The following is an 18,771-nucleotide window of genomic DNA, read 5'->3' as shown; positions in this document are numbered from 1 at the left end:
CGCATCACCTGACGGAACGAGCCTGATGAAACGACGCCACCTGCTGGGCGCCGCGACAAGTCTTGCCGTGTCGCCGCTGCTGACACCCGCCCTGATCCGCCCTGCCGCGGCCCAGGCCTCGCGGGCGAAGACGCTGATCTTCGTGCCCTCCGCCCCGCTGACGGCGCTGGACCCGATCTGGACCACCGCCGCGGTCACCCGCGTGCATGGCTACCTGGTCTTCGACAGCCTCTACGGCATGGATGCGCAGCTGCGCCCGCAGCCGCAGATGGCCGAGGGCTCCGAGGTGTCCGCGGATGGCCTGACCTGGACGGTGACCCTGCGTGGCGGCCTGCGCTTCCATGACGGCGCGCCCGTCCGCGCCCAGGATTGCGTCGCCAGCCTGAAGCGCTGGGCCAAGCGCAGCCCGATGGGCCAGAAGCTGGAAAGCGTCACCGCGGAGCTCGTGGCGCTGGACGAGCGCCGGCTGCGTTTCGTGTTGAAAAAGCCCTTCCCGCAGCTCTTGCATGCGCTGGGCTCGGTCGGCCCGCAGGCGGCGATCATGCCGGAGCGCCTGGCCGCCACCAGCCCCTTCGAGCAGGTGCGCGAGATCATCGGCAGCGGCCCCTACAGCTTCCGCCAGGAGGAATTCGTCTCCGGCAGCCGCGCCGTCTATGAGCGTTTTTCTCAATACGTCCCGGCGCCCTCGGGCGAGGTCAGCCTGACCGCGGGCCCGAAGGTCGCGCATTTCGACCGCGTCGTCTGGAACATGATCCCCGACCCGGCGACGGCCGCCGCCGCGCTGCGCTCGGGCGAGGTCGACTGGTACGAGCAGCCGCCGCCGGAGCTGGCCGACGCCATGCGCCGCGACCGCAACCTGACCGTCGAGAAGCTGGACCGCTTCCCGCAGGTGCCCGGGCTGCGCTTCAACCATCTGCACGGCCCCTTCAACAACAAGGCGCTGCGCCAGGCGGTGCTGCCGGCCTTCAGCCAGTCCGATGTCGCTATCTCCGTTGTCGGCGACAACAAGGATCTCTGGCAGGAGAATGTCGGGGTCTTCACCCCCGGCACCGCCTCGGCCAGCGCGGTCGGGCTGGAGCCGCTGGCCGGCAGGCGCGACTTCGACCTGGCCAAGAAGCTGATGCGCGAGGCCGGCTACAAGGGCGAGCCGATGCGGCAGCTGGCGCCGACCGACCTGCCTTCGGTGACCGCGGTCAGCCAGGTGGTGGCCGATGTCTTCCAGCGGCTGGGCTTCACCCTGGACCTGGCGCTGTCCGACTGGGGCACGGTGGTGCAGCGCCGCGCCAGCCGCGAGCCGCTGGACAAGGGCGGCTGGTCGGTCTTCTGCACCACCTTCTCCTGGTTCGAATTCGCCGACCCGGCGGTGAACATCGCCCTGCGCGGCAATGGCAGCGGCGCCTATTTCGGCTGGCCCGACGTGCCCCAGCTCGAGACGCTGCGCGAGGACTGGTTCGAGGCGCCGGACGAGGCGGCCCGCAAGGCCAAGTCAGAGGAGATCCAGCGCGTCGCCATGGCCGAGCTGCCCTTCATCCCGCTCGGCGCCACATTCCTGACGACCGCGCATCGCCGCGACCTGTCAGGGCGGGTGCTCGCCCTGCCGCTGTTCTGGAACATCCGCCGCGGCTAGCGCCAGAACTGGTTCTTCGCCAGGTCGATCAATTCGCGGCCCCGCCCGTCCATCACCGCCTTGAGGGCATACAGAGAAAAGGCCTTGGCCATTTCGGCGGTGATGGCGGGCGGCAGCGGCAGCTCGGTGCGGGAGACGACGGCGTCGACCAGCACCGGCCCCGGATGGGCGAAGGCTTCGGCCAGGCCGGCCGCGACCTCGCCCGGGTCTTCCAGGCGGATGCCCTTGATGCCGATGGCTTCCGCCATGGCGGCGAAGTTGGGGTTCTCCAGCGTGGTGCCGGTGGGCAGCAGGCCGGCGGCCTTCTGCTCGACCTCGACGAAGCCCAGCGTCGCGTTGTTGAAGACGATCAGCTTCACCGGCAGCTTCTGCTGGGCGAGCGTCAGCAGGTCGCCCATCAGCATGGCCAGCCCGCCATCGCCGCAGAAGGCCACCACTTGGCGCTGCGGCAGGGCCGATTGCGCGCCGATCGACTGCGCCAGGGCATTGGCCATCGAGCCATGCACGAAGGACCCCAGCAGCCGCCGCCCGCCGCCCATGCTCAGATACCGCGCCGCCCAGACCGTCGGCAGTCCGGTGTCGGCGGCGAAGACGGCATTGGGGGCGGCGAGCTCGCTGGCCAGCTTCGCCACCTGCTGTGGATGGATCGGGCGGCGGCCGGGGGTGGCTTCCGCCTCGGCGTCCAGCTGTTCGCGGGTGCGGTGGTAGTGGGCGAGAGCCTTGCTCAGATGGCGGCCATCCTCGCGCTGCGCCAGCAGCGGCAGCAGCGCGGAAATGGTGGCGCGCACGTCGCCGACCAGGCCGAGATCGACCGAGGTGCGCCGGCCGATCTGCTGCGGCCGGATATCGACCTGGGCGATGCGGGCCTGGGCATTGTCCGGGTAGAACTGCCGGTAGGGGAAATCGGTGCCCAGCATCAGCAGGATGTCGCAATCCTGCATGGCGTAGTAGCCGGAGGCGAAGCCGATCAGCCCGGTCATGCCGACGTCATAGGGGTTGTGGCCCTCGACATGCTCCTTGCCGCGCAGCGCATGGACGATCGGGGCCTTCAGCCGGGCCGCCAGCTCCATCACCTCGGCCTGCGCATCCGCGCAGCCGGCGCCGCAGAGCAGGGTGACCCGCGCTTCCTCCTGCGACAGCAGATAGGCCAGCGCCTCCAGCTCGCGGCGCGCCGGGCGGGCCAGCGGCGGCGGCGGCATCAGCCCGGCCGGCTTGGGCAGCGGCGCCGGGATCGCCGGCTGCAACGCCACATCCCCCGGCAGCCCCACCACGGCGACGCCGCCCTGGCCGAGCGCGGTGCGGATGGCGATCTCCAGCACCCGCGGCAGCTGCTGCGGGCTGGCGGCCATGGTGGCGTAGTGGCTGCAGTCGCGGAACAGGGCGGTGGGGTCGGTCTCCTGGAAATAGCCGCTGCCGATCTCGGCCGAGGGGATCTGCGCCGCGATCGCCAGCACCGGCAGCCGCGAGCGGTGGCAGTCATAGAGGCCGTTGATCAGATGCAGGTTGCCCGGGCCGCAGCTCCCGGCGCAGACCGCCAGGCTGCCGGTGACATGCGCCTCGGCGCCGGCGGCGAAGGCCGCGACCTCCTCATGCCGGACCGGCACCCAGTCGATGCGGCCCTGGCGGCGCAGCGCCTCGGTCAGGCCGTTCAGGCTGTCGCCCACCACGCCGTAGATGCGCTTCACCCCGGCGGCGGCGAGGGTGGCGGCGAACTGGTCGGCAACGCTGTCGGGCATCGGCGGCACTCCGGGCGGACGGGCCGCCGGGAGGGGCGAGCAGGGCCGGGGGTGCGCCGGGCGGCGACTCCGTGCCGGGGCGGCATCAGGCGCCATGCTGCGTCAGGGCGGGCAGGTCCCCGATTCACAGTTCGGTGGGAACCGCAGTGGTGGAACCATGAAGTATTGGTCCCAGCTGCCCTGTGCTGTCATTTCACCTGAGTGATATCCTGTCGCGTAACTGCCTGGAAAGACGGTCGCGCAGCTTGCCAGGCTGGCGCTTCGATCACAAAATTGCAGAAAGCCCTGCCGCGAGACCCGCGAATAGGTAAATTTTTAGCTACCGCAGCGAGCGGTCCTCGGTATAATTGCCACCGAAAATTGCCGAGAAAGGTCGCCGTCCTGGGCAGCCTTGTCGACGCCGCAACGATTTTGCGGGAGAGGATGCTTGCTCGCTCAGCAGTACACCGCCTTCCACCAGGCCATTCGCGAGAATGGGATCATCCTTTCCTTCAGCGGCTTCGTCTCCGAGAAGGTGATGTTCTCGCTCGGCGAGGTGCTGCGCGCCCGCATGCAGCAGGAAGAGACGGATACCGGTATCGCCAAGCGGGTCTTCTCGATCTTCGTCGAGCAGGCGCAGAACGTCATCCGCTATTCGGCCAACCGCATCGCCAAGGAGCCGACGCCGCCGCTCAGCGCCGGGATGATCATCGTCGGCATCGAGGAGGGGCGCTTCTTCGTGGTCTGCGGCAACGAGGTGCTGCGGCGCGACGTGCCCGTGCTGCAGGGCCGGCTCGACCTGCTGGCCGGGATGAACGCCGAGGAGCTGAAGGCGCATTACCGCGTCAAGCTCAAGGAGCCGCCGGAGGAGGGCAGCCTCGGCGGCAGCATCGGCCTGATCGAGATCGTGCGCCGTGCCAGCGCCCCCGTTGAATTCGATTTTCAGGACGTCGGAGCCGATCTCAGCTTCTTCTGCCTGAAGGCCTATATCTGAAAGCGCCCGCCGCCATGGACCGCATCCTGCTGGAGGCGACGGACCGCTCTCCGAAAGTGGATTTCGACTTTGCCGGAGGGCGCTTCGCGCTGGAGGGCGAGGCCTATCCGGAAGACGCCGCCGCCTTCTTCGGCCCGCTGCTGCAGGGGCTGAAGCAGCATGTCCAGGCGCAGCCCGCGGCCGCGATCCGCTTCGACGTGGCGCTGTCCTACTTCAACAGCTCCAGCGCCAAGGCGCTGATGAACCTGTTCATGGTGCTGGAGGAGGCGGCCGCAGCGGGCGCCGCCGTCGCCATCGGCTGGCACTACCAGGAAGGCGATGATTCGCTGCAGGAGGCGGGGGAGGATTTCTCCGCCGACTTCACCCATGCCCGCTTCGAGATGATCGAGACCCCCGCATGAAGACCGCTGGCCGCCCGCGCCTGGGCAGCGCCCGCCTGGACAGCGCCCGCCTGGACGCGGCCCTGGATGCCAAGTCCGAGGCGCTGGTCGCGAAGCTGGCGGCCGGCGGTCTCTCCGCAGGCTCCCTCGGCCCCGAGGCCCTGGCCAAGGCGCCCGAAGCCGCCCGCTTCAGCCTCTTCGACAAGGAGGAAGAGGTGCTGCGCAGTGCCGCGCTGATGCTGGCGCAGCTCGGCGACATCGGCGGCACCGTCAGCGACCTGGCCGAGGCCTATCGCCAGAGCTACCGCGAGCAGGAGCGGCTGGTGCGGCTGTCCGACCGGATGCAGCGCGACCTGCAGAAGGCCAAGGCGCGGCTGGCCGAGCAGGCCTCCGACCTGCTGGCGCTGAACGAGACGCTGGCCGCCGAGATCGAGCTCAGGGGCCGGCTCGAGCTCGAGCTGCGCTCGATGCTGGAGACCGACGCGCTGACCGGCGCGCGCTCGCGCCGGCATTTCTACGACCTGACGGCGGCGGAGTTCGCGCGCCAGCAGCGCAACGGCGCGGCGCTGTCGCTGGCGATCCTCGACCTCGACCGCTTCAAGCGGCTGAACGACGCGCATGGCCATGAGGCGGGCGACGCCGCGCTGCGCGCCTTCGCCGGCTGCTGCCAGCAGATGATCCGCGGCTTCGACGTCTTCGGCCGTCTGGGCGGCGAGGAATTCGGCCTGCTGCTGCCGGAGACCGGGCTGGAGGAGGCGCGCGCCGTGGCCGAGCGGATCTGCGCCGCCACCGCTGCCCTGGAGGTGCCGCTGGCGCAGGGGCAGAGCATCCGCATCTCGGTCAGCATCGGCTTCGCCACGCGCGCGCCCGGCGAGACGCTGGAGCAGCTGATGCGCCGCGCCGATCGCGGGCTGTACCAGGCCAAGGACCAGGGCCGCGGCCGCGCGGTGGCCGACCAGGCGGCGGCCGGCTGACAGTGTTGGCGCGGACGCCGCCTGACGCCCCGCCTGAGGCTGCGGCGCCGCTGTCGGTCAAGGTCGGGCTGGCGCGGCGGCTGTTCCTGCGCGTCTTTCCAGTCGTCGCCGGCGTCGTGCTGGTCACTCAGCTGACCATCGCCTGGGTCAATTACAGCGACCAGCTGCGCGATCAGTCGGAACGCGCCCAGCTGCTGGCGCAGCTGACCGCCAGCGCCGTGGCCCGGCCGGTCTGGAACCTGGACGAAAGCGTCTACCGTCCGCAGGTCGAGAGCCTGGCGCTGGATTCCACCTTCCTCGGGGTGCGGCTGCTGGACGATGCCGGCAAGCCGATGCTGGTGCATGGCCGGCCGGAGCAGCGCGACGCCAATGTCATCCGGGTCAGCGCCGAGCTGCGCGTCGACAGCGCGCCGCGCCCGGTCGGCCGGCTGGAGCTGGTGCTCTCCACCGCGCAGCTGCGGGACAGCGCCATCCGCCAGGCGGTCATCGCCGTCGCCGCCGTGCTGGTGCTGGTGCTGGTCTTCACCCTGACGCTGCAGGCGGCGGTGCGGCGCCGCGCCGTGCTGCCGCTGCGCCGGCTGCTGGCGGCGATGCGCGAGGTCGAGCACAAGCGCTGGACCACGGTGGAACCCGGCGCCGGCGACGAGATCGGCGCCGTCTCCACCGCCTTCAACCGCATGGTCGAGGGGCTGCGCAGCGGCGACGAGGCGAAGCAGCTGCTGGCCGAGCTGGAGGCCGCGCATCAGCGGCTGGGCGCCGCCAACCGGCTGGTGCTGGAGAGCATCAACTATGCCCGGCGCATCCAGGCCTCGATGCTGCCGGACGAGCGGGTGCTGCTGCCGGCCATCGCCGACATCGCCACGCTGTGGAAGCCGCTGCACACCGTCGGCGGCGACTACTTCTGGGTCGACCAGAGCGGCGGCCGCAGCGTGCTGCTGGTGGTCGACTGCACCGGCCATGGCGTGCCGGGCGCCTTCATGACGCTGGTGGTGGCCGCCGCCCTGGACCGCGCGCTGAGCGAGCGCGGCCTGGACTCCCCGGCCGCCATCCTGGCGGCGCTGGATGCCATGGTGCGCAGCCGGCTGCGGCAGAACGGGCGCGGCGCCGAGAGCGACGACGGGCTGGACTGCGCCATCTGCGTCTGGGACCGGCCGCGTCGGACGATGCTCTTCGCCGGTGCAGGGCTGCCGCTGCTGCATAGCGACGCGGCGGGCGCCATGCAGCTGGTCAAGGGCGGGCGGCACGGGCTCGGCTATCGCAGCGTCATGCCCGACCCGTCTTCCTTCGTCGATGTCGAGATCGCGGTCGAGCCGGGCATGGCCTTCTATCTGTGCACCGACGGCGTCAGCGACCAGATGGGCGGCAGCCCACGCCGGCTGCTGGGGCGCAAGCGCCTGGCCGAGCTGCTGCGCGCCGGGCAGGGGCAGCCGATGACGGCGCAGATGGACCGGCTGGAGCAGGCGCTCGCCAGGTATCGCGGCGCCGAGCCGCTGCGCGACGACATGACGGCGATCGGCTTCGTGCCACTCGCCGCCGCTCCCGGGTCGGAGATCCCCTGATGCGCCTGCGTGGCCGCCTGTCGCTGCTTTCCACCCTGCTGCTCGCGCTTGGCGCCGCCTGGACGGCGCCCGCGGCGCAGGCCGCCGAGGTGCGGGTGCTGATCGGCAACTCGCTGCCCCCCTATATCATCGAGCGCGAGAACCGCGGCGTCGAATACGACATCGTCAAGGAGGCGCTGGCGCTGCGCGGCCACCAGATGGTGCCGCAATACGTGCCCTTCGCCCGCATCCCGGTCGAGCTGGAACGCGGGACGGGCGATGCGGCGCTGACCGTGAACGCGGATTCAGGCCTGCGGGTCTGCTTCTCCGACGTCCACGTCATCTACCGCAACTACGCCATCAGCCTGGCCAGCCGCGGGCTGAAGATCGAGGCGATGGACGACCTGCGCGGCAAGACCATCCGCGCCTTCCAGAACGCCCGCCTCTATCTTGGCCCGGCCTTCAACGCGGTGACGGCCGACAATCCGGCCTATGCCGAAACCGCCAACCAGCAGACCCAGAACGCCATGCTCTTCGCCGGCCGGGTCGATGTCGTGGTCGGCGACATCAACATCTTCAACTGGTTCAACCGCACCCTGCCGGACAGCGCCGAGACCCGGCAGCCCGTGGCGCTGCATCCGCTGTTCGAGCCGGCGCAGTACCGCGTCGGCTTCCGCGATCCGGCGCTCTGCGCCGATTTCAACGAAGGGCTGAAGCAGCTGCGCGCCAGCGGCCGCTACGACGCCATCGTCGCCAGCTACACCACGGCGCGGTGACGGCTACTTCCCCGATCCGACCAGCAGGCCGGCGATGAGGCCTGACACCCCCAGCGCGCCGATCAGCAGCCCCATCGGCCCGGGCGTGCCATCGGCCAGCAGGCCCAGCAGCGCGCTGAACAGCCCGCCCAGCCCGTAATGCAGGGTGCCCAGCAGGGCCGAGGCCTGGCCGGCCTTGCGCGGATAGGCGGCGAGCGCGCCCGCCACCGAATTGGCGACGATGAAGCCCAGCATCGAGACATAGACGAAGAGCGGCGCCGCCAGTCCGAAGAGGCCGAGCCAGCCGAAGCGGGCGGAAAGGGCGAGGGCCACGCCGGAGACCGCGCCGAGCAGAAGGCCGATGCGGAACAGCCGGTCCGTGCCCAGCCGCGGCACCAGCCGGCTGTTGACCATGTTCAGCCCCATCATGCCGCAGATGTTGACCGCGAAGAGGAAGCCATAGGCCTCGGGCGGCACCTGGTGGAACTCGATATAGGCGAAGGGTGAGCCGGCCAGGTAGGTGTAGATGCCGCCATAGAAGCAGCCGCCGGTCAGCGCGTAGCCGAGGAAGCGCCGGTCGCCGAGCAGTCCGAGATAGCCGAAGACCAGGTTGCGGAAGCCGAGTGGCGCGCGGCGGTCGGCCGGCAGCGTCTCCTGCAGGCTCCAGGCGGCGAGGAAGGCCAGGGCGCCGAAGCCCAGCAGCACCCAGAAGATGCTGCGCCAGGAGAAGAAGACCAGCAGCTGGCCGCCGATGATGGGTGCTACCAGCGGCGCCACGCCCATCACCAGCATCAGCACCGAGAGGATCTGCGCCGCGCGCTCCCGCCCATAGAGGTCGCGCACCATGGCGCGGGCCAGCACCGGCCCGGCGCAGGCGCCGACCGCCTGCAGCAGGCGCCAGCCCAGCATGGCCTCGGCGCTGGTGGCCAGCGCGCAGCCGATCGAGCCCGCCATGAACAGGGCGACGCCGGCCATGATCGGGCGCCGGCGGCCATAGCGGTCGCCGAGCGGCCCCCAGACCAGCTGGGCGAGGGCGAAGCCCACCAGGAACAGCGACAGCGTCTGCTGGATGCGCGCCGGGCTGGCCTGCAGGGAAGCCTGTAGCGCCGGCATGGCGGGCAGGTACATGTCGGTGGACATGGCGCCGAAGGCCATCAGCGTGCTGAGCGCCAGCACCAGCCGCGGCGCGGAAGCGAGGGAAGCGGCGGAGGGCGCCGTGGTCGTCGACGACATTCCTTCAAATTGACACGCCTATGTTGCGTCGCACAAATTGAGTCTGCCTTGCAAAAAGGCCATGCCGACAGCTGGATGCTTCCGACGAGTGCAGCTGCTGCCGCCTGCCGCGGAGAATGCCGACATGCTGGGCAAAGCCGGTCTGGCTCAGGGATTTCATGGCCGGCAAGGGGCGTGACGGCGGCAGCCCGGAGGCCGATGTATCGGCCGGGACGCGCCCACCGTGCCCGCAGCGCCCATGGACAGAAATAGAGGGGGGCCTGGGGGGATACTTCCCCCCAGCCTTGCTTCTCTTGGAGCTTTTTCCTGTGATGCAACGCCGCAGTCTCCTGCTCGCCGCCGGTGCCGCCCTGGCCGCGCCGTCCTACGCCCGCGCCCAGTCCTCGAAGGTGCTGCGCTTCGTCCCGCAGGCCGACCTGCCGAACCTGGATGCCGTGGCCGGCACGCAGCTGGTGGTGCGCAATGCCAGCCTGCTGGTCTTCGACATGCTTTATGGCATCGGCGCCGACCTGCAGCCGAAGCCGCAGATGGTCGAGGGGCATGAGGTTTCGGCCGATGGCAGGATCTGGGATTTCCGCCTGCGCCCGGGCCTGAAGTTCCATGATGGCGAGCCCGTGCGCAGCCGCGACGTGGTGACCAGCATCCAGCGCTGGATGGTGCGCGACGGCATGGGCCAGATGATCCAGTCGCAGCTGGACGCGCTGGAGGCGGTGGACGACCGCAACTTCCGCTTCCGGCTGAAGGCGCCGTTCCCGAAGCTGCTCTACGCGCTCGGCAAGAGCAACACGCCGCTGCTGGTGATCATGCCGGAGCGGATCGCCAGGACCGATCCGTTCAAGCAGATCACCGAATATGTCGGCTCCGGCCCGATGGCCTTTAGGCGCGACGAGTGGGTGGCGGGGTCCCGCTCGGTGTTCGAGCGCTTCGCCGGCTACCAGCCGCGGCAGGAGGCGCCGGACTGGCTGGCGGGCGGCAAGCGGATGCTGGTCGACCGCGTCGAGTGGCTGACCATGCCCGACCCCGGCACCGCCGCCAGCGCGCTGCAGAGCGGCGAGGTCGATTGGTGGGAGAACCCGATCGCCGACCTGGTGCCGCTGCTCGGCCGCGGCCGCAACGTGAAGGTCGCGATCGGCGACCCGCTGGGCAATGTCGGCTCGATGCGGCTGAACCACCTGCAGGCGCCATTCGACAACAAGCTGGTGCGCCAGGCGCTGCAGCTGGCGGTCAGCCAGGAAGACTATATGCGCGCCATCGTCGGCGACGACACCGCGCTGTGGAAGACGATGCCGAGCTTCTTCACGCCGGGCACGCCGCTCTACACCGAGGCCGGCGCCGAGCGGCTGAAGGGCCCGCGCCACCATGACCGCGCCCGCGAGATGCTGAAACAGGCCGGCTACAACGGCGAGAAGGTCGCCCTGCTGGTCGCGACCGACGTGCCGATCACCAAGGCGCAGGGCGATGTCACCGCCGACATGCTCGCCCGCATCGGCATGAATGTCGACTATATCGCGACCGACTGGGGCACGGTGGGCTCGCGCCGCACCAGCAAGAAGCCGGTGGCCGAAGGCGGCTGGAGCATTTTCTTCAGCTGGCATTCGGGCGTCGATTGCATCAATCCGGCGCCCTACAAGGGCGTCAGCGCGAGCGGCGACAAGGCATGGTTCGGCTGGCCGGAGTCCGCCGAGGTGGAGCGGCACATCGCCGACTGGTACCAGGCCCCCGACCTGGCCGCCGAGAAGGCGGCCATCGAGGGCGTCAACCGCGCCGGGATGGACCACGTCACCTTCATACCGACCGGCTTCTTCCTGGGCCACACCGCCTGGCGCAGCAACGTCACAGGCGTGAAGCAGGCGCCCTTCCCGCTGTTCTGGGGCGTCGGGAAGGGCTGACCGCTATTCCGCCGGCTGCAGGGTCGCGGCCGGCGGCTCGCCGCCCGCGGCGATGCTGCCGGGGCGGGTTTCCGGCATGAACAGCAGATAGGCGACGAAGCCCGCTGCCGCGATGCCGCCGAGCGTCAGGAAGGCGGCGTCGAAGCCGGCGGCGACGATCAGTCCGCCGGCCAGGCTGGCGCTCAGCGCGGCGCCCAGCCCCTGCGCCGTGGCGATGGCGCCCTGGGCCACGTTGAACCGCCCGGTGCCGCGGGTCAGGTCGGCGACCACCACGGGGAAGAGCGCGCCGAACAGGCCCGCGCCGATGCCGTCCAGCAGCTGCACGCCCATCAGCCAGTAGGGGCTGTCGGAGACGACGTAGAGGAAGCCGCGCAGCGCCAGCACGCCGAAGGCCGCCAGGAACAGCGGCTTGCGGCCCCAGCGGTCGGCCTTCGCCCCGGCGACCAGGGCCACCGGCACCATGACCACCTGCGCCGCCAGGATGCAGAGCGCGATCAGCGAGGTCGCATGCTCCTGCCCGATGCCGCGCGCCAGCAGCTGGCCGAGGCTCGGCAGCATGGCGGCATTGGCCAGGTGGAAGGCGGCCATCAGCAGGGCGAAGATCAGCAGCGGCCGGTCGGCCAGCAGGGTGGCCAGGCCGCTCGGCCGCGCCTCGCCATGGTCGGCGGCGGGCGTCAGGCCGCGCGCCTGGCGGTCGTCGATGGCGGCCGCCGGCACCATCAGCATGGCGCCGATGCTCAGCACGGCCAGCGCCGCCATCAGCCAGAACACCACCAGCGGCCCGAACAGGATGGCGCCGCCCGCCGCCAGCGCCGCCGAGGCCGCGTTGCCGGCATGGTTGAACGCCTCGTTGCGGCCGATGCGGCGGGCGAAGAGGCGGGGACCGACGACGCCCAGGGTGATGGCGGCCAGGGCCGGCGGGAAGATGGCGCCGGCGATGGCGGCCAGCGACTGGCTGGCGGCGACCGCCCAGAAGCTCTGCAGGAAGGGGATGGCCAGGCAGCTCAGCGTCACGGCCAGCGCGGCGGCGATGACGATGACGCGCTTGCGGCGGCTGCCGTCGATCAGCGCGCCGGCCGGCGTCTGCGCCACCAGCCCGACCAGCCCGGCCAGGGTGATGACCAGGCCGGTGGTCGCCTCGTCCCAGCCACCCTCCGGGCCGCGCACCGCGACGAGGTAGATGGCGAGATAGGGCCCGAGCCCGTCCCGCACATCGGCCAGGAAGAAGTTGAGCGCGTCCAGCCCGCGCAGCGCGCGGAGCGGGACGGAGGCGGGCGGCGCGGCCATGGATTGGTTCCGAAGGGTGTCCTGCCGGAACGCGGCGCGCCGCCCGTGGTTTGCGCCGGATCCAGGCCAGCACAGAAAAATCTGCGGCTGTGGCTGGATCCGGCGCGGCTGCGCAAAGGTTCAGAAGGGGCCGAGATAGTCCAGCTTGCCCAGCCCCACGCCCTGGGCCCGCAGGATGTCGTAGGCGGTGGTGACGTGGAAGAAGAAGTTCGGCAGGGCGAACTGGGTCAGGTAGGCAGCGCCGGTGAAATGATAGTCGCGGCCGCCGACGGTCAGGGTGATGGCGCGGTCGGCGCCGGCCTCGGTCGCCGCCGGGTCGATACCCTGGACATAGGCGATGGTCCTGGCGATGCGCTCCTGCAACTCGGCGAAGCTCGTCTCGACATCGGGGAAGCTCGGCCGCGCGACATCGGCCAGCCGCCCGGCGCCGGCCTTGGCGGCGTCGCTGGCCAGTTGCACCTGGCCGGCCAGGTCGCGCATGTCGGGGGCCAGCCGCGCCTGGATCAGCGCCTCCGGCGCCAGGCCCTGCGCCGCGGCATGCGCCTCGGCCTTCTGCAGCAGGGCGGCAAGGTTGGTCAGGCCGCGCAGGAAGATCGCGGTGGAGGCGGCGTGCAAGGGGATCGGCATCGGACGGTGTCCTGGAAAAGGAGCCGCGCGAAAGGACTCGCACGGTTTCGTACCGTGTGGTATGGTTCTGGACCTCGGCCGTCAAGATGGCTAGTGATCCGGCCGCCGCAGCAGGAGATGGACCGCCGCCATGGGCCGCCCGCGTGAATTTTGCCCCGACCAGGCGCTGGGCCAGGCGCTCGAGGTGTTCTGGCGCCAGGGCTATGAAGGCGCCTCGCTGTCCGACCTGACGGAGGCGATGGGCATCACGCGGCCCAGCCTCTATGCCGCCTTCGGCAACAAGGAGGAGCTGTTTCGCAAGGCGCTCGACCGCTACGAGAGCCATGTGATGGGCTTCATGGCCGAGGCGATGCGGCAGGAGCCGGCACGGGAGGCGGTGGCCGGCCTGCTCTATGGCTTCGCCGATGCGCAGTCGGGCCAGGACACGCCGGCGGGCTGCCTCGGCGTCAACGGCGCGCTGGCCTGTTCCGAGGCCTCCGAGCCGGTGCGGCAGGAGCTCGCCCGCCGCCGCGGGGCGGTGGAGGCCCGGCTGGCCGAGCGGCTGCGCGCGGCCCCCGCCGGGCAGCTGCCGCCCGGCGCCGATCCCGACGACCTGGCGCGCTATGTGATGGCGCTGGCCCAGGGCATGGCGGTGCAGGCCAAGTCCGGAGCCGGGCGCGAGGCGCTGCGGCGCGTGGTCGCGACCGCCCTGCAGGCCTGGCCGGACTCTGTCGCCGCCGCGTGACTCGGCCCGTCGGCGCAATGCTGCGGCCGCGAAATCAAACAGCGGCGGCGGGGCAGGGCGGGCAGAAGCCGGCCCGCCTGCCTAAAGATTTGGCAAGAACTTGCGCATTGGCCGCATAAGCCGGGCCATGCGACCAGTTCACGGCTTGTGGCGGCCGCAAAGCCCCGGAATAGTTCCACATATCGACCGATATGAGGGGTCCGGATCCATGCAGCCCACCCGACGCTCGCTTCTGATGGCCGCCGGCCTCGCCGCCACGGGCGGCCTGGCCCGTCCAGGCCTCGCCGCCACGCGCTGGCAGTTCGCCACGCCCTATCAGGACACCAATTTCCACACCAAGAACGTCCGCGCCTTCGTGGAGGACATCCAGAAGGCGACCAATGGCGAGCTGGCGATCCAGCTGCACACCAACCAGTCGCTGCTGCCGATGCCGCAGATCAAGCGCGGCGTGCAGTCCGGCCAGGTGCAGCTGGGCGAAATCCTGTCCTCGGCCTATGGCAACGAGGACGCCTTCTTCGAGGTGGACGGCATCCCGCTGCTGGCGCCGAGCTTCGAGGCGGCGGCGAAGCTGCAGGTGCTGGCCCGGCCCTTCATCGAGGCCCGCTTCCAGCGCAGCGGGCTGATGACCCTCTACACCGTGCCCTGGCCACCGGGCGGCTTCTATTCCAACGCGCCGATCGCCAATCTGGAGGCGCTGAAGGGCAGCCGCTTCCGCACCTTCAACGCTATGACCAACCGCTTCGCGACGCTGATCCAGGCCTCGCCGACGCTGGTGCAGGCCTCGGAAGTGCCGCAGGCCTTCGCCACCGGCGTGATCAACGGCATGGTCACCAGCGCCGCCACCGGCGTCGACACCCAGGCCTGGGACTATTGCAAGGTCTACACGCCGGTGAACTTCACCTACACCAACAACCTGATCTTCGTCAGTCGCCGCGCCTTCGAGGCGCTGCCGGCGGCGCAGCAGGCGGCGGTGCGGGAGGCGGCGGTCAAGGCCCAGGCGCGCGGCCTGGAGATGGCCCGCGCCGCCGAGAAGGAGGCGCAGGACACGCTCGCCGCCCGCGGCATCCAGGTGCTGCAGCCGAGCGAGGCGCTGAAGCAGGGTCTGCAGAAGATCAGCGCCACCATGACCGACGAATGGGTCAGCCGCACCGGCGAGGACGGCAAGAAGCTCATCGACGCCTATCGGGCCGGCTGAGCGCGGGCGCCGCATGCTCCGTCGCGGGCTGGATGCCCTTTACGTGGCGAGCGCGGGTCTGGCCGCGCTCTCCCTCCTCTCGATCTTCCTGGTCATGATGGCGCAGGTGGCGCTGCGCGAGCTCGACCGGCAGTTTCCTGCCGCCGACGACATCAGCGCCTATCTCTGCGTCTCCACCACCTTCTTCGCCCTCGCCCATACCTTCCGCCGCGGCGAGCTGATCCGCGTCGGCCTGTTCATCGAGACGCTGGGGCCGAAGGCGCGGCGGCTGGTCGAGATCTTCGCCCTGACGCTGGCCACGGCCGGCGTCGCCTATTGCGTCTTCTGGACGATGGACGACGTGCTCTTCTCCTACGAGATCGAGGATGTGGCGCAGGGGGCGCTGGCGGTCCCCTTGTGGATCCCGAAGCTCGCCATGCCGCTCGGCGCCGGCATCCTGCTGATCGCCGTGCTGGACGAGCTGGTGACGGTGCTCCGGGGCAACCGCCCCAACTATGTGCTGGCGGCCGAGGAACGGGCGGCGCGCGGCGATTTCTCGGCCGAGGTGTAGGGCGCCATGGATCTGCTGGAACTTTCGGGCCTGCTGCTGCTGCTGCTCGGCCTGCTGCTGGCGGGCGGCCTTTGGATCGGCATGAGCCTGGCGGTCGTCGGCTTCGTCGCGGTCAGCTTCGTCCATCCGCAGCCCGGCACCTATCTCGCCAGCGCCTTCTGGGAGGCCACCGGCTCCTGGACGCTGGCCGCCCTGCCGATGTTCGTCTGGATGGGCGAGATCCTGTTCCGCACCAAGCTGTCGGAAGAGCTGTTCAACGGCCTGGCCCCCTGGGTGCGCCGCATCCCCGGCCGCCTGCTGCACGTCAATATTCTCGCGTGTGGCATCTTCGGATCGGTGTCGGGCTCCTCGGCGGCCACCTGCGCCACGGTGTCGAAGATCGCGCTGCCGGAGCTGAAGCGGCGCGGCTATGACGAGGATGTCGCCATCGGCAGCCTCGCCACCTCCGGCACGCTCGGCATCATGATCCCGCCTTCGATCATCATGGTGGTCTATGCGGTGGCGGCCGAGGTCTCGATCGTCCGCGTCTTCCTGGCCGGCTGCCTGCCGGGCCTCCTGGTGATGCTGCTGTTCAGCCTCTACATCGCCGTCTGGGCCAAGCTGAACCCGGACAAGCAGCCGCCGATGGAGCCGCGCATGCCGCTGATGGACAAGCTCCGCCAGTCGGCGCAGCTGATCCCCTGCGCGCTGCTGATCATCGCCGTCATCGGCACCATGTTCGTCGGCTGGGCGACGGCCACCGAGGCGGCGGCCTTCGGCGTGCTCGGCAGCCTGGCTCTCGCCGCGGTCACCCGCTGCCTGACCTGGGAGAGCTTCCTGGAGAGCCTGAAGGGCGCCACCCGGCTGTCCTGCATGATCATGTTCATCCTGGCGGGCGCCGCCTATCTGACCAAGGCCATGGCGCTGACCGGCATCCCGGCGGCGCTGGCCGAGGCGGTGGCGGCGCTGAACCTCGGCCCCTACGGGCTGATCGCCATGCTGACCGTGGTCTATGTCATCCTGGGCACGGCGCTGGACGGCACCTCAATGATCGTGCTGACCACCTCCATCGTCGTCCCCATGGTGCAGGCCGCCGGCTTCGACCTGATCTGGTTCGGCATCTTCATCGTGCTGCTGGTCGAGATCGCCGAGATCACGCCGCCGGTCGGCTTCAACCTCTTCGTCATGCAGACCATGACAGGACGAGAACAGACCGACGTCGCCAAGGCGTCCTTGCCCTTCTTCCTGATGCTGGTCGTCACGGTCGCGCTGATCACCCTGTTCCCGGTGATCGTCACCTGGCTGCCGGACGTGCTGCTCAGCCGCTAGTTTCCGCGGCGCGGCCGGCTGGGGGCGACAGCGACGCCCCCAGCCTCTACCTTCATCGCATGTCGCTGACCCTGATCCCGCAAGCCCCGCCACCGCGGCGGCGCCGCCTGCCGCGTGTCCTGGCCGGCGTCGCGCTGCTGGCGGTCCTGCTGCTGGCCGGCGCCGTGCTGGCCCTGCCGCGGCTGGAGCTCGGCGGCTTCGCCGCGGCGCGGCTGCAGGCGCGGCTGGGGCGCGACGTCGCCATCGCCTCCCTGCGGGTGGAGCCCGGCCGCTGGATGGCGCTGCGGCTCGAGGGTCTCTCCGTCGCCAACCTGCCGGGCGGCAGCCGGCCGGAGATGCTGCGCCTGGCCGGCGCCACCGCCTCCCTCGACGTCTTCTCGATCCTCTCCGGGCCGCTGCGGCTGCGCGACCTGACGCTGGAGGGCGCCGATCTGCTGCTCGAGCACGGCCCCGGGGACCAGGCCAACTGGCGCTTTGGCGCAGGCCCGCGCGCCGCGCCGCATCCCGAGGAGTCGCGCAGGGGCTTCCCCACGCTGCTCGGCCTGCGGCTGGCCGGCGGCAGCCTCGCCATCAACACGCTGGAAGGCAAGCGCATCGCCATCGGCCTCGACCAGGCGGCGCTGGAGGCCGGCGACGAGGCGGCGCCCGCCCGGCTGACCGCCGCCGGCACCTATCAGGGCGTGCCGCTCGCGCTCGACGCGGCGCTGGGCAGCTTCGCCGATCTGCGCGACACCCGCCGGCCGTTTCCGGCCAGGCTCGGCTTCCGCTCCGGCGAGACCCGGCTCGACTTCGACGGCCGCTTCGCCGATCCCGTGGCGGTCGACGAGGCGACCGGCAAGCTGACCCTGGCCGCCCCGGATCCCGGCGCGCTGCTGGCCATGCTGCAGAAGCCCAGCCCCTGGGCCATGCCGCTGCGGCTGGAGGGCGTGCTGACCCGGCACGACCGGCAATGGGAGCTGGCCGAGGCGCGCGGCGCGCTGGGTGGCTCGACCCTGACCGAAGGCCGCATCCGTCTGCGCGAGGGCGGGCCGCGCCAGCCCGACCAGCTTGCGCTCGAGCTCGGCTTCGACCGGCTCGACCTCAACGCCCTGCTGGCCGGGCGCGACGCCCCGCCCGGCCATGCCGATCTTCCGCTGGCCGTCGACCCGGCGCCGGGGACGCTGCTGGAGCTGACGATCGGCGCGAGGCAGCTGGTCTATGCCGGGCTGCGCGCCGCCGAGGCGAAGCTGCGCCTCAGCCAGAGCGCCGGCCGCATCGCCGTGCCGGAGCTGGCCATCGGCTGGCAGGGCGGGTCGCTGCGCGGCGAGGGCGCCATCGAGGGGCGACCTGCGACCGAGGACGGGGCGGGCGGCGCGGTCAGCGGACGGATCGACGCGACCGGGCTGGAGGTGCAGGTGCTCGGCCGCACGCTGGGCCTCGGCGCCCTGCCGCTGCAGGGCCGCCTCGACGGCCATGCCGCGGTGACCGGGCAGGGCGCGACCCTGAACGCCGCCTGGCATGCGGCGCAGGCCTCGGCGGTGATCGCCATGCGCGCCGGCAGCATCGAGCGCGCGGTGATCGAGGCGGCGTCCACCGACCTGCGCGGGCTGCTGCGCCGGGCGCCGGGCATGGTGCCGCTGCGCTGCCTGGTCGCCGTCATCGACCTGCGCGGGGCCGAGGGGCAGGTGGCGCCGCTGCGCATCCGCACCGACCAGGGCACCCTCTATGGCCAGGGCCGCTTCGACCTGTCGCGCCGCTGGATGGACGTCCTGGTCGCCAGCGAGAGCGCCACGACCAGCAGCTTCGCCCTCGACGTGCCGATCCGGCTGAGCGGCCGCTTCGCCGATCCGGACATCGCCCCCGCCCAGCTGTCCTCGAGCGGCCGGGCGATGATCGCGGCGGCCGACGAGATCGCGCCGCTGCTGGCCGAGCTGCAGCCCTTCGCCCGGCGCAGCCCCTGCCTGAACCGGCCGCGCGGCCGGTTCAGGCAGGGGCT

16 protein-coding genes are annotated in these 18,771 nt (G+C 71.0%); 12 read left to right on the top strand and 4 right to left on the bottom strand.

Annotation, left to right across the window (positions count from 1 at the left end; all coding sequences use genetic code 11):
• Positions 1 to 25 precede the first annotated feature (25 nt).
• The gene (locus BKE38_RS01365) at positions 26 to 1,627 is read left to right on the top strand and encodes an ABC transporter substrate-binding protein (protein ID WP_076955580.1); all 1,602 of its coding nucleotides are present in this window, start codon (positions 26 to 28) and stop codon (positions 1,625 to 1,627) included.
• Here BKE38_RS01365 and poxB read toward each other — a convergent pair.
• Positions 1,624 to 3,363: a ubiquinone-dependent pyruvate dehydrogenase gene (poxB, locus tag BKE38_RS01360; protein WP_076955579.1), complete on the bottom strand. Its 1,740-nt coding sequence runs from the start codon at positions 3,361 to 3,363 to the stop codon at positions 1,624 to 1,626. The two genes, BKE38_RS01365 and poxB, sit on opposite strands and share 4 nt — an antisense overlap.
• A gap of 427 nt (positions 3,364 to 3,790) precedes the next feature.
• Here poxB and BKE38_RS01355 point away from each other — a divergent pair, with 427 nt between their 5' ends.
• Genes BKE38_RS01355 through BKE38_RS01335 form a run of 5 tightly spaced genes read left to right on the top strand, consistent with a single transcriptional unit; the run spans position 3,791 to position 8,004 of the window.
• On the top strand, positions 3,791 to 4,336 hold the full coding sequence (locus tag BKE38_RS01355; protein WP_076955578.1) for a SiaB family protein kinase: 546 nt from the start codon (positions 3,791 to 3,793) through the stop codon (positions 4,334 to 4,336).
• 14 nt (positions 4,337 to 4,350) lie between these two features.
• Positions 4,351 to 4,737: a DUF1987 domain-containing protein gene (locus BKE38_RS01350; protein ID WP_076955577.1), complete on the top strand. Its 387-nt coding sequence runs from the start codon at positions 4,351 to 4,353 to the stop codon at positions 4,735 to 4,737.
• On the top strand, positions 4,734 to 5,690 hold the full coding sequence (locus tag BKE38_RS01345; RefSeq protein ID WP_083747225.1) for a GGDEF domain-containing protein: 957 nt from the start codon (positions 4,734 to 4,736) through the stop codon (positions 5,688 to 5,690). Before BKE38_RS01350 ends, BKE38_RS01345 begins: the two co-directional genes overlap by 4 nt.
• Positions 5,691 to 5,695: 5 nt before the next feature.
• Positions 5,696 to 7,249, top strand: a complete 1,554-nt coding sequence (locus tag BKE38_RS01340; protein ID WP_207553455.1) for a SpoIIE family protein phosphatase — start codon at positions 5,696 to 5,698, stop codon at positions 7,247 to 7,249.
• A complete protein-coding gene (locus tag BKE38_RS01335; RefSeq protein ID WP_083747223.1) occupies positions 7,249 to 8,004 on the top strand; it encodes a substrate-binding periplasmic protein in 756 nt (251 codons plus the stop codon). Before BKE38_RS01340 ends, BKE38_RS01335 begins: the two co-directional genes overlap by 1 nt.
• Before the next feature lie 3 nt (positions 8,005 to 8,007).
• Here the strand turns inward: BKE38_RS01335 and BKE38_RS01330 are convergent, their stop codons facing one another.
• The gene (locus BKE38_RS01330) at positions 8,008 to 9,216 is read right to left on the bottom strand and encodes a Bcr/CflA family multidrug efflux MFS transporter (RefSeq protein ID WP_076955576.1); all 1,209 of its coding nucleotides are present in this window, start codon (positions 9,214 to 9,216) and stop codon (positions 8,008 to 8,010) included.
• Between the two features lie 311 nt (positions 9,217 to 9,527).
• On the opposite strand from BKE38_RS01330, the gene BKE38_RS01325 reads away from it, so the two are divergent.
• Positions 9,528 to 11,105 (top strand): ABC transporter substrate-binding protein, encoded by a 1,578-nt coding sequence (locus BKE38_RS01325; protein ID WP_076955575.1) that lies wholly within the window; start codon positions 9,528 to 9,530, stop codon positions 11,103 to 11,105.
• Between the two features lie 3 nt (positions 11,106 to 11,108).
• On the opposite strand, the gene BKE38_RS01320 is transcribed toward BKE38_RS01325, so the two are convergent.
• Both BKE38_RS01320 and BKE38_RS01315 read right to left on the bottom strand, forming a co-directional pair.
• Entirely contained in the window at positions 11,109 to 12,392 is a 1,284-nt protein-coding gene (locus BKE38_RS01320; protein WP_076955574.1) for an MFS transporter, read from the bottom strand.
• Positions 12,393 to 12,512: 120 nt separating this feature from the next.
• Positions 12,513 to 13,019, bottom strand: a complete 507-nt coding sequence (locus BKE38_RS01315) for a DUF1993 domain-containing protein (protein ID WP_076955573.1) — start codon at positions 13,017 to 13,019, stop codon at positions 12,513 to 12,515.
• A gap of 130 nt (positions 13,020 to 13,149) precedes the next feature.
• On the opposite strand from BKE38_RS01315, the gene BKE38_RS01310 reads away from it, so the two are divergent.
• From BKE38_RS01310 to BKE38_RS01290, 5 genes are all read left to right on the top strand, one after another.
• Entirely contained in the window at positions 13,150 to 13,743 is a 594-nt protein-coding gene (locus BKE38_RS01310; RefSeq protein ID WP_076955572.1) for a TetR/AcrR family transcriptional regulator, read from the top strand.
• A gap of 208 nt (positions 13,744 to 13,951) precedes the next feature.
• Positions 13,952 to 14,938, top strand: a complete 987-nt coding sequence (locus BKE38_RS01305) for a TRAP transporter substrate-binding protein (protein WP_076955571.1) — start codon at positions 13,952 to 13,954, stop codon at positions 14,936 to 14,938.
• 43 nt (positions 14,939 to 14,981) lie between these two features.
• Entirely contained in the window at positions 14,982 to 15,488 is a 507-nt protein-coding gene (locus BKE38_RS01300; protein WP_165694088.1) for a TRAP transporter small permease, read from the top strand.
• Positions 15,489 to 15,494: 6 nt separating this feature from the next.
• Complete coding sequence (locus BKE38_RS01295) at positions 15,495 to 16,796, top strand: TRAP transporter large permease (protein ID WP_076955569.1); 1,302 nt, start codon at positions 15,495 to 15,497, stop codon at positions 16,794 to 16,796.
• Between the two features lie 59 nt (positions 16,797 to 16,855).
• A partial coding sequence (locus tag BKE38_RS01290; RefSeq protein WP_076955568.1) for an AsmA family protein occupies positions 16,856 to 18,771 on the top strand: 1,916 nt, incomplete at its 3' end.

It is taken from the genome of Teichococcus deserti, assembly GCF_001982615.1.
Classification (GTDB): Bacteria; Pseudomonadota; Alphaproteobacteria; order Acetobacterales; family Acetobacteraceae; genus Pseudoroseomonas; species Pseudoroseomonas deserti.
Note: the sequence above shows the minus strand (reverse complement) of the source record. Positions and strands in the feature narration are given on the sequence as shown.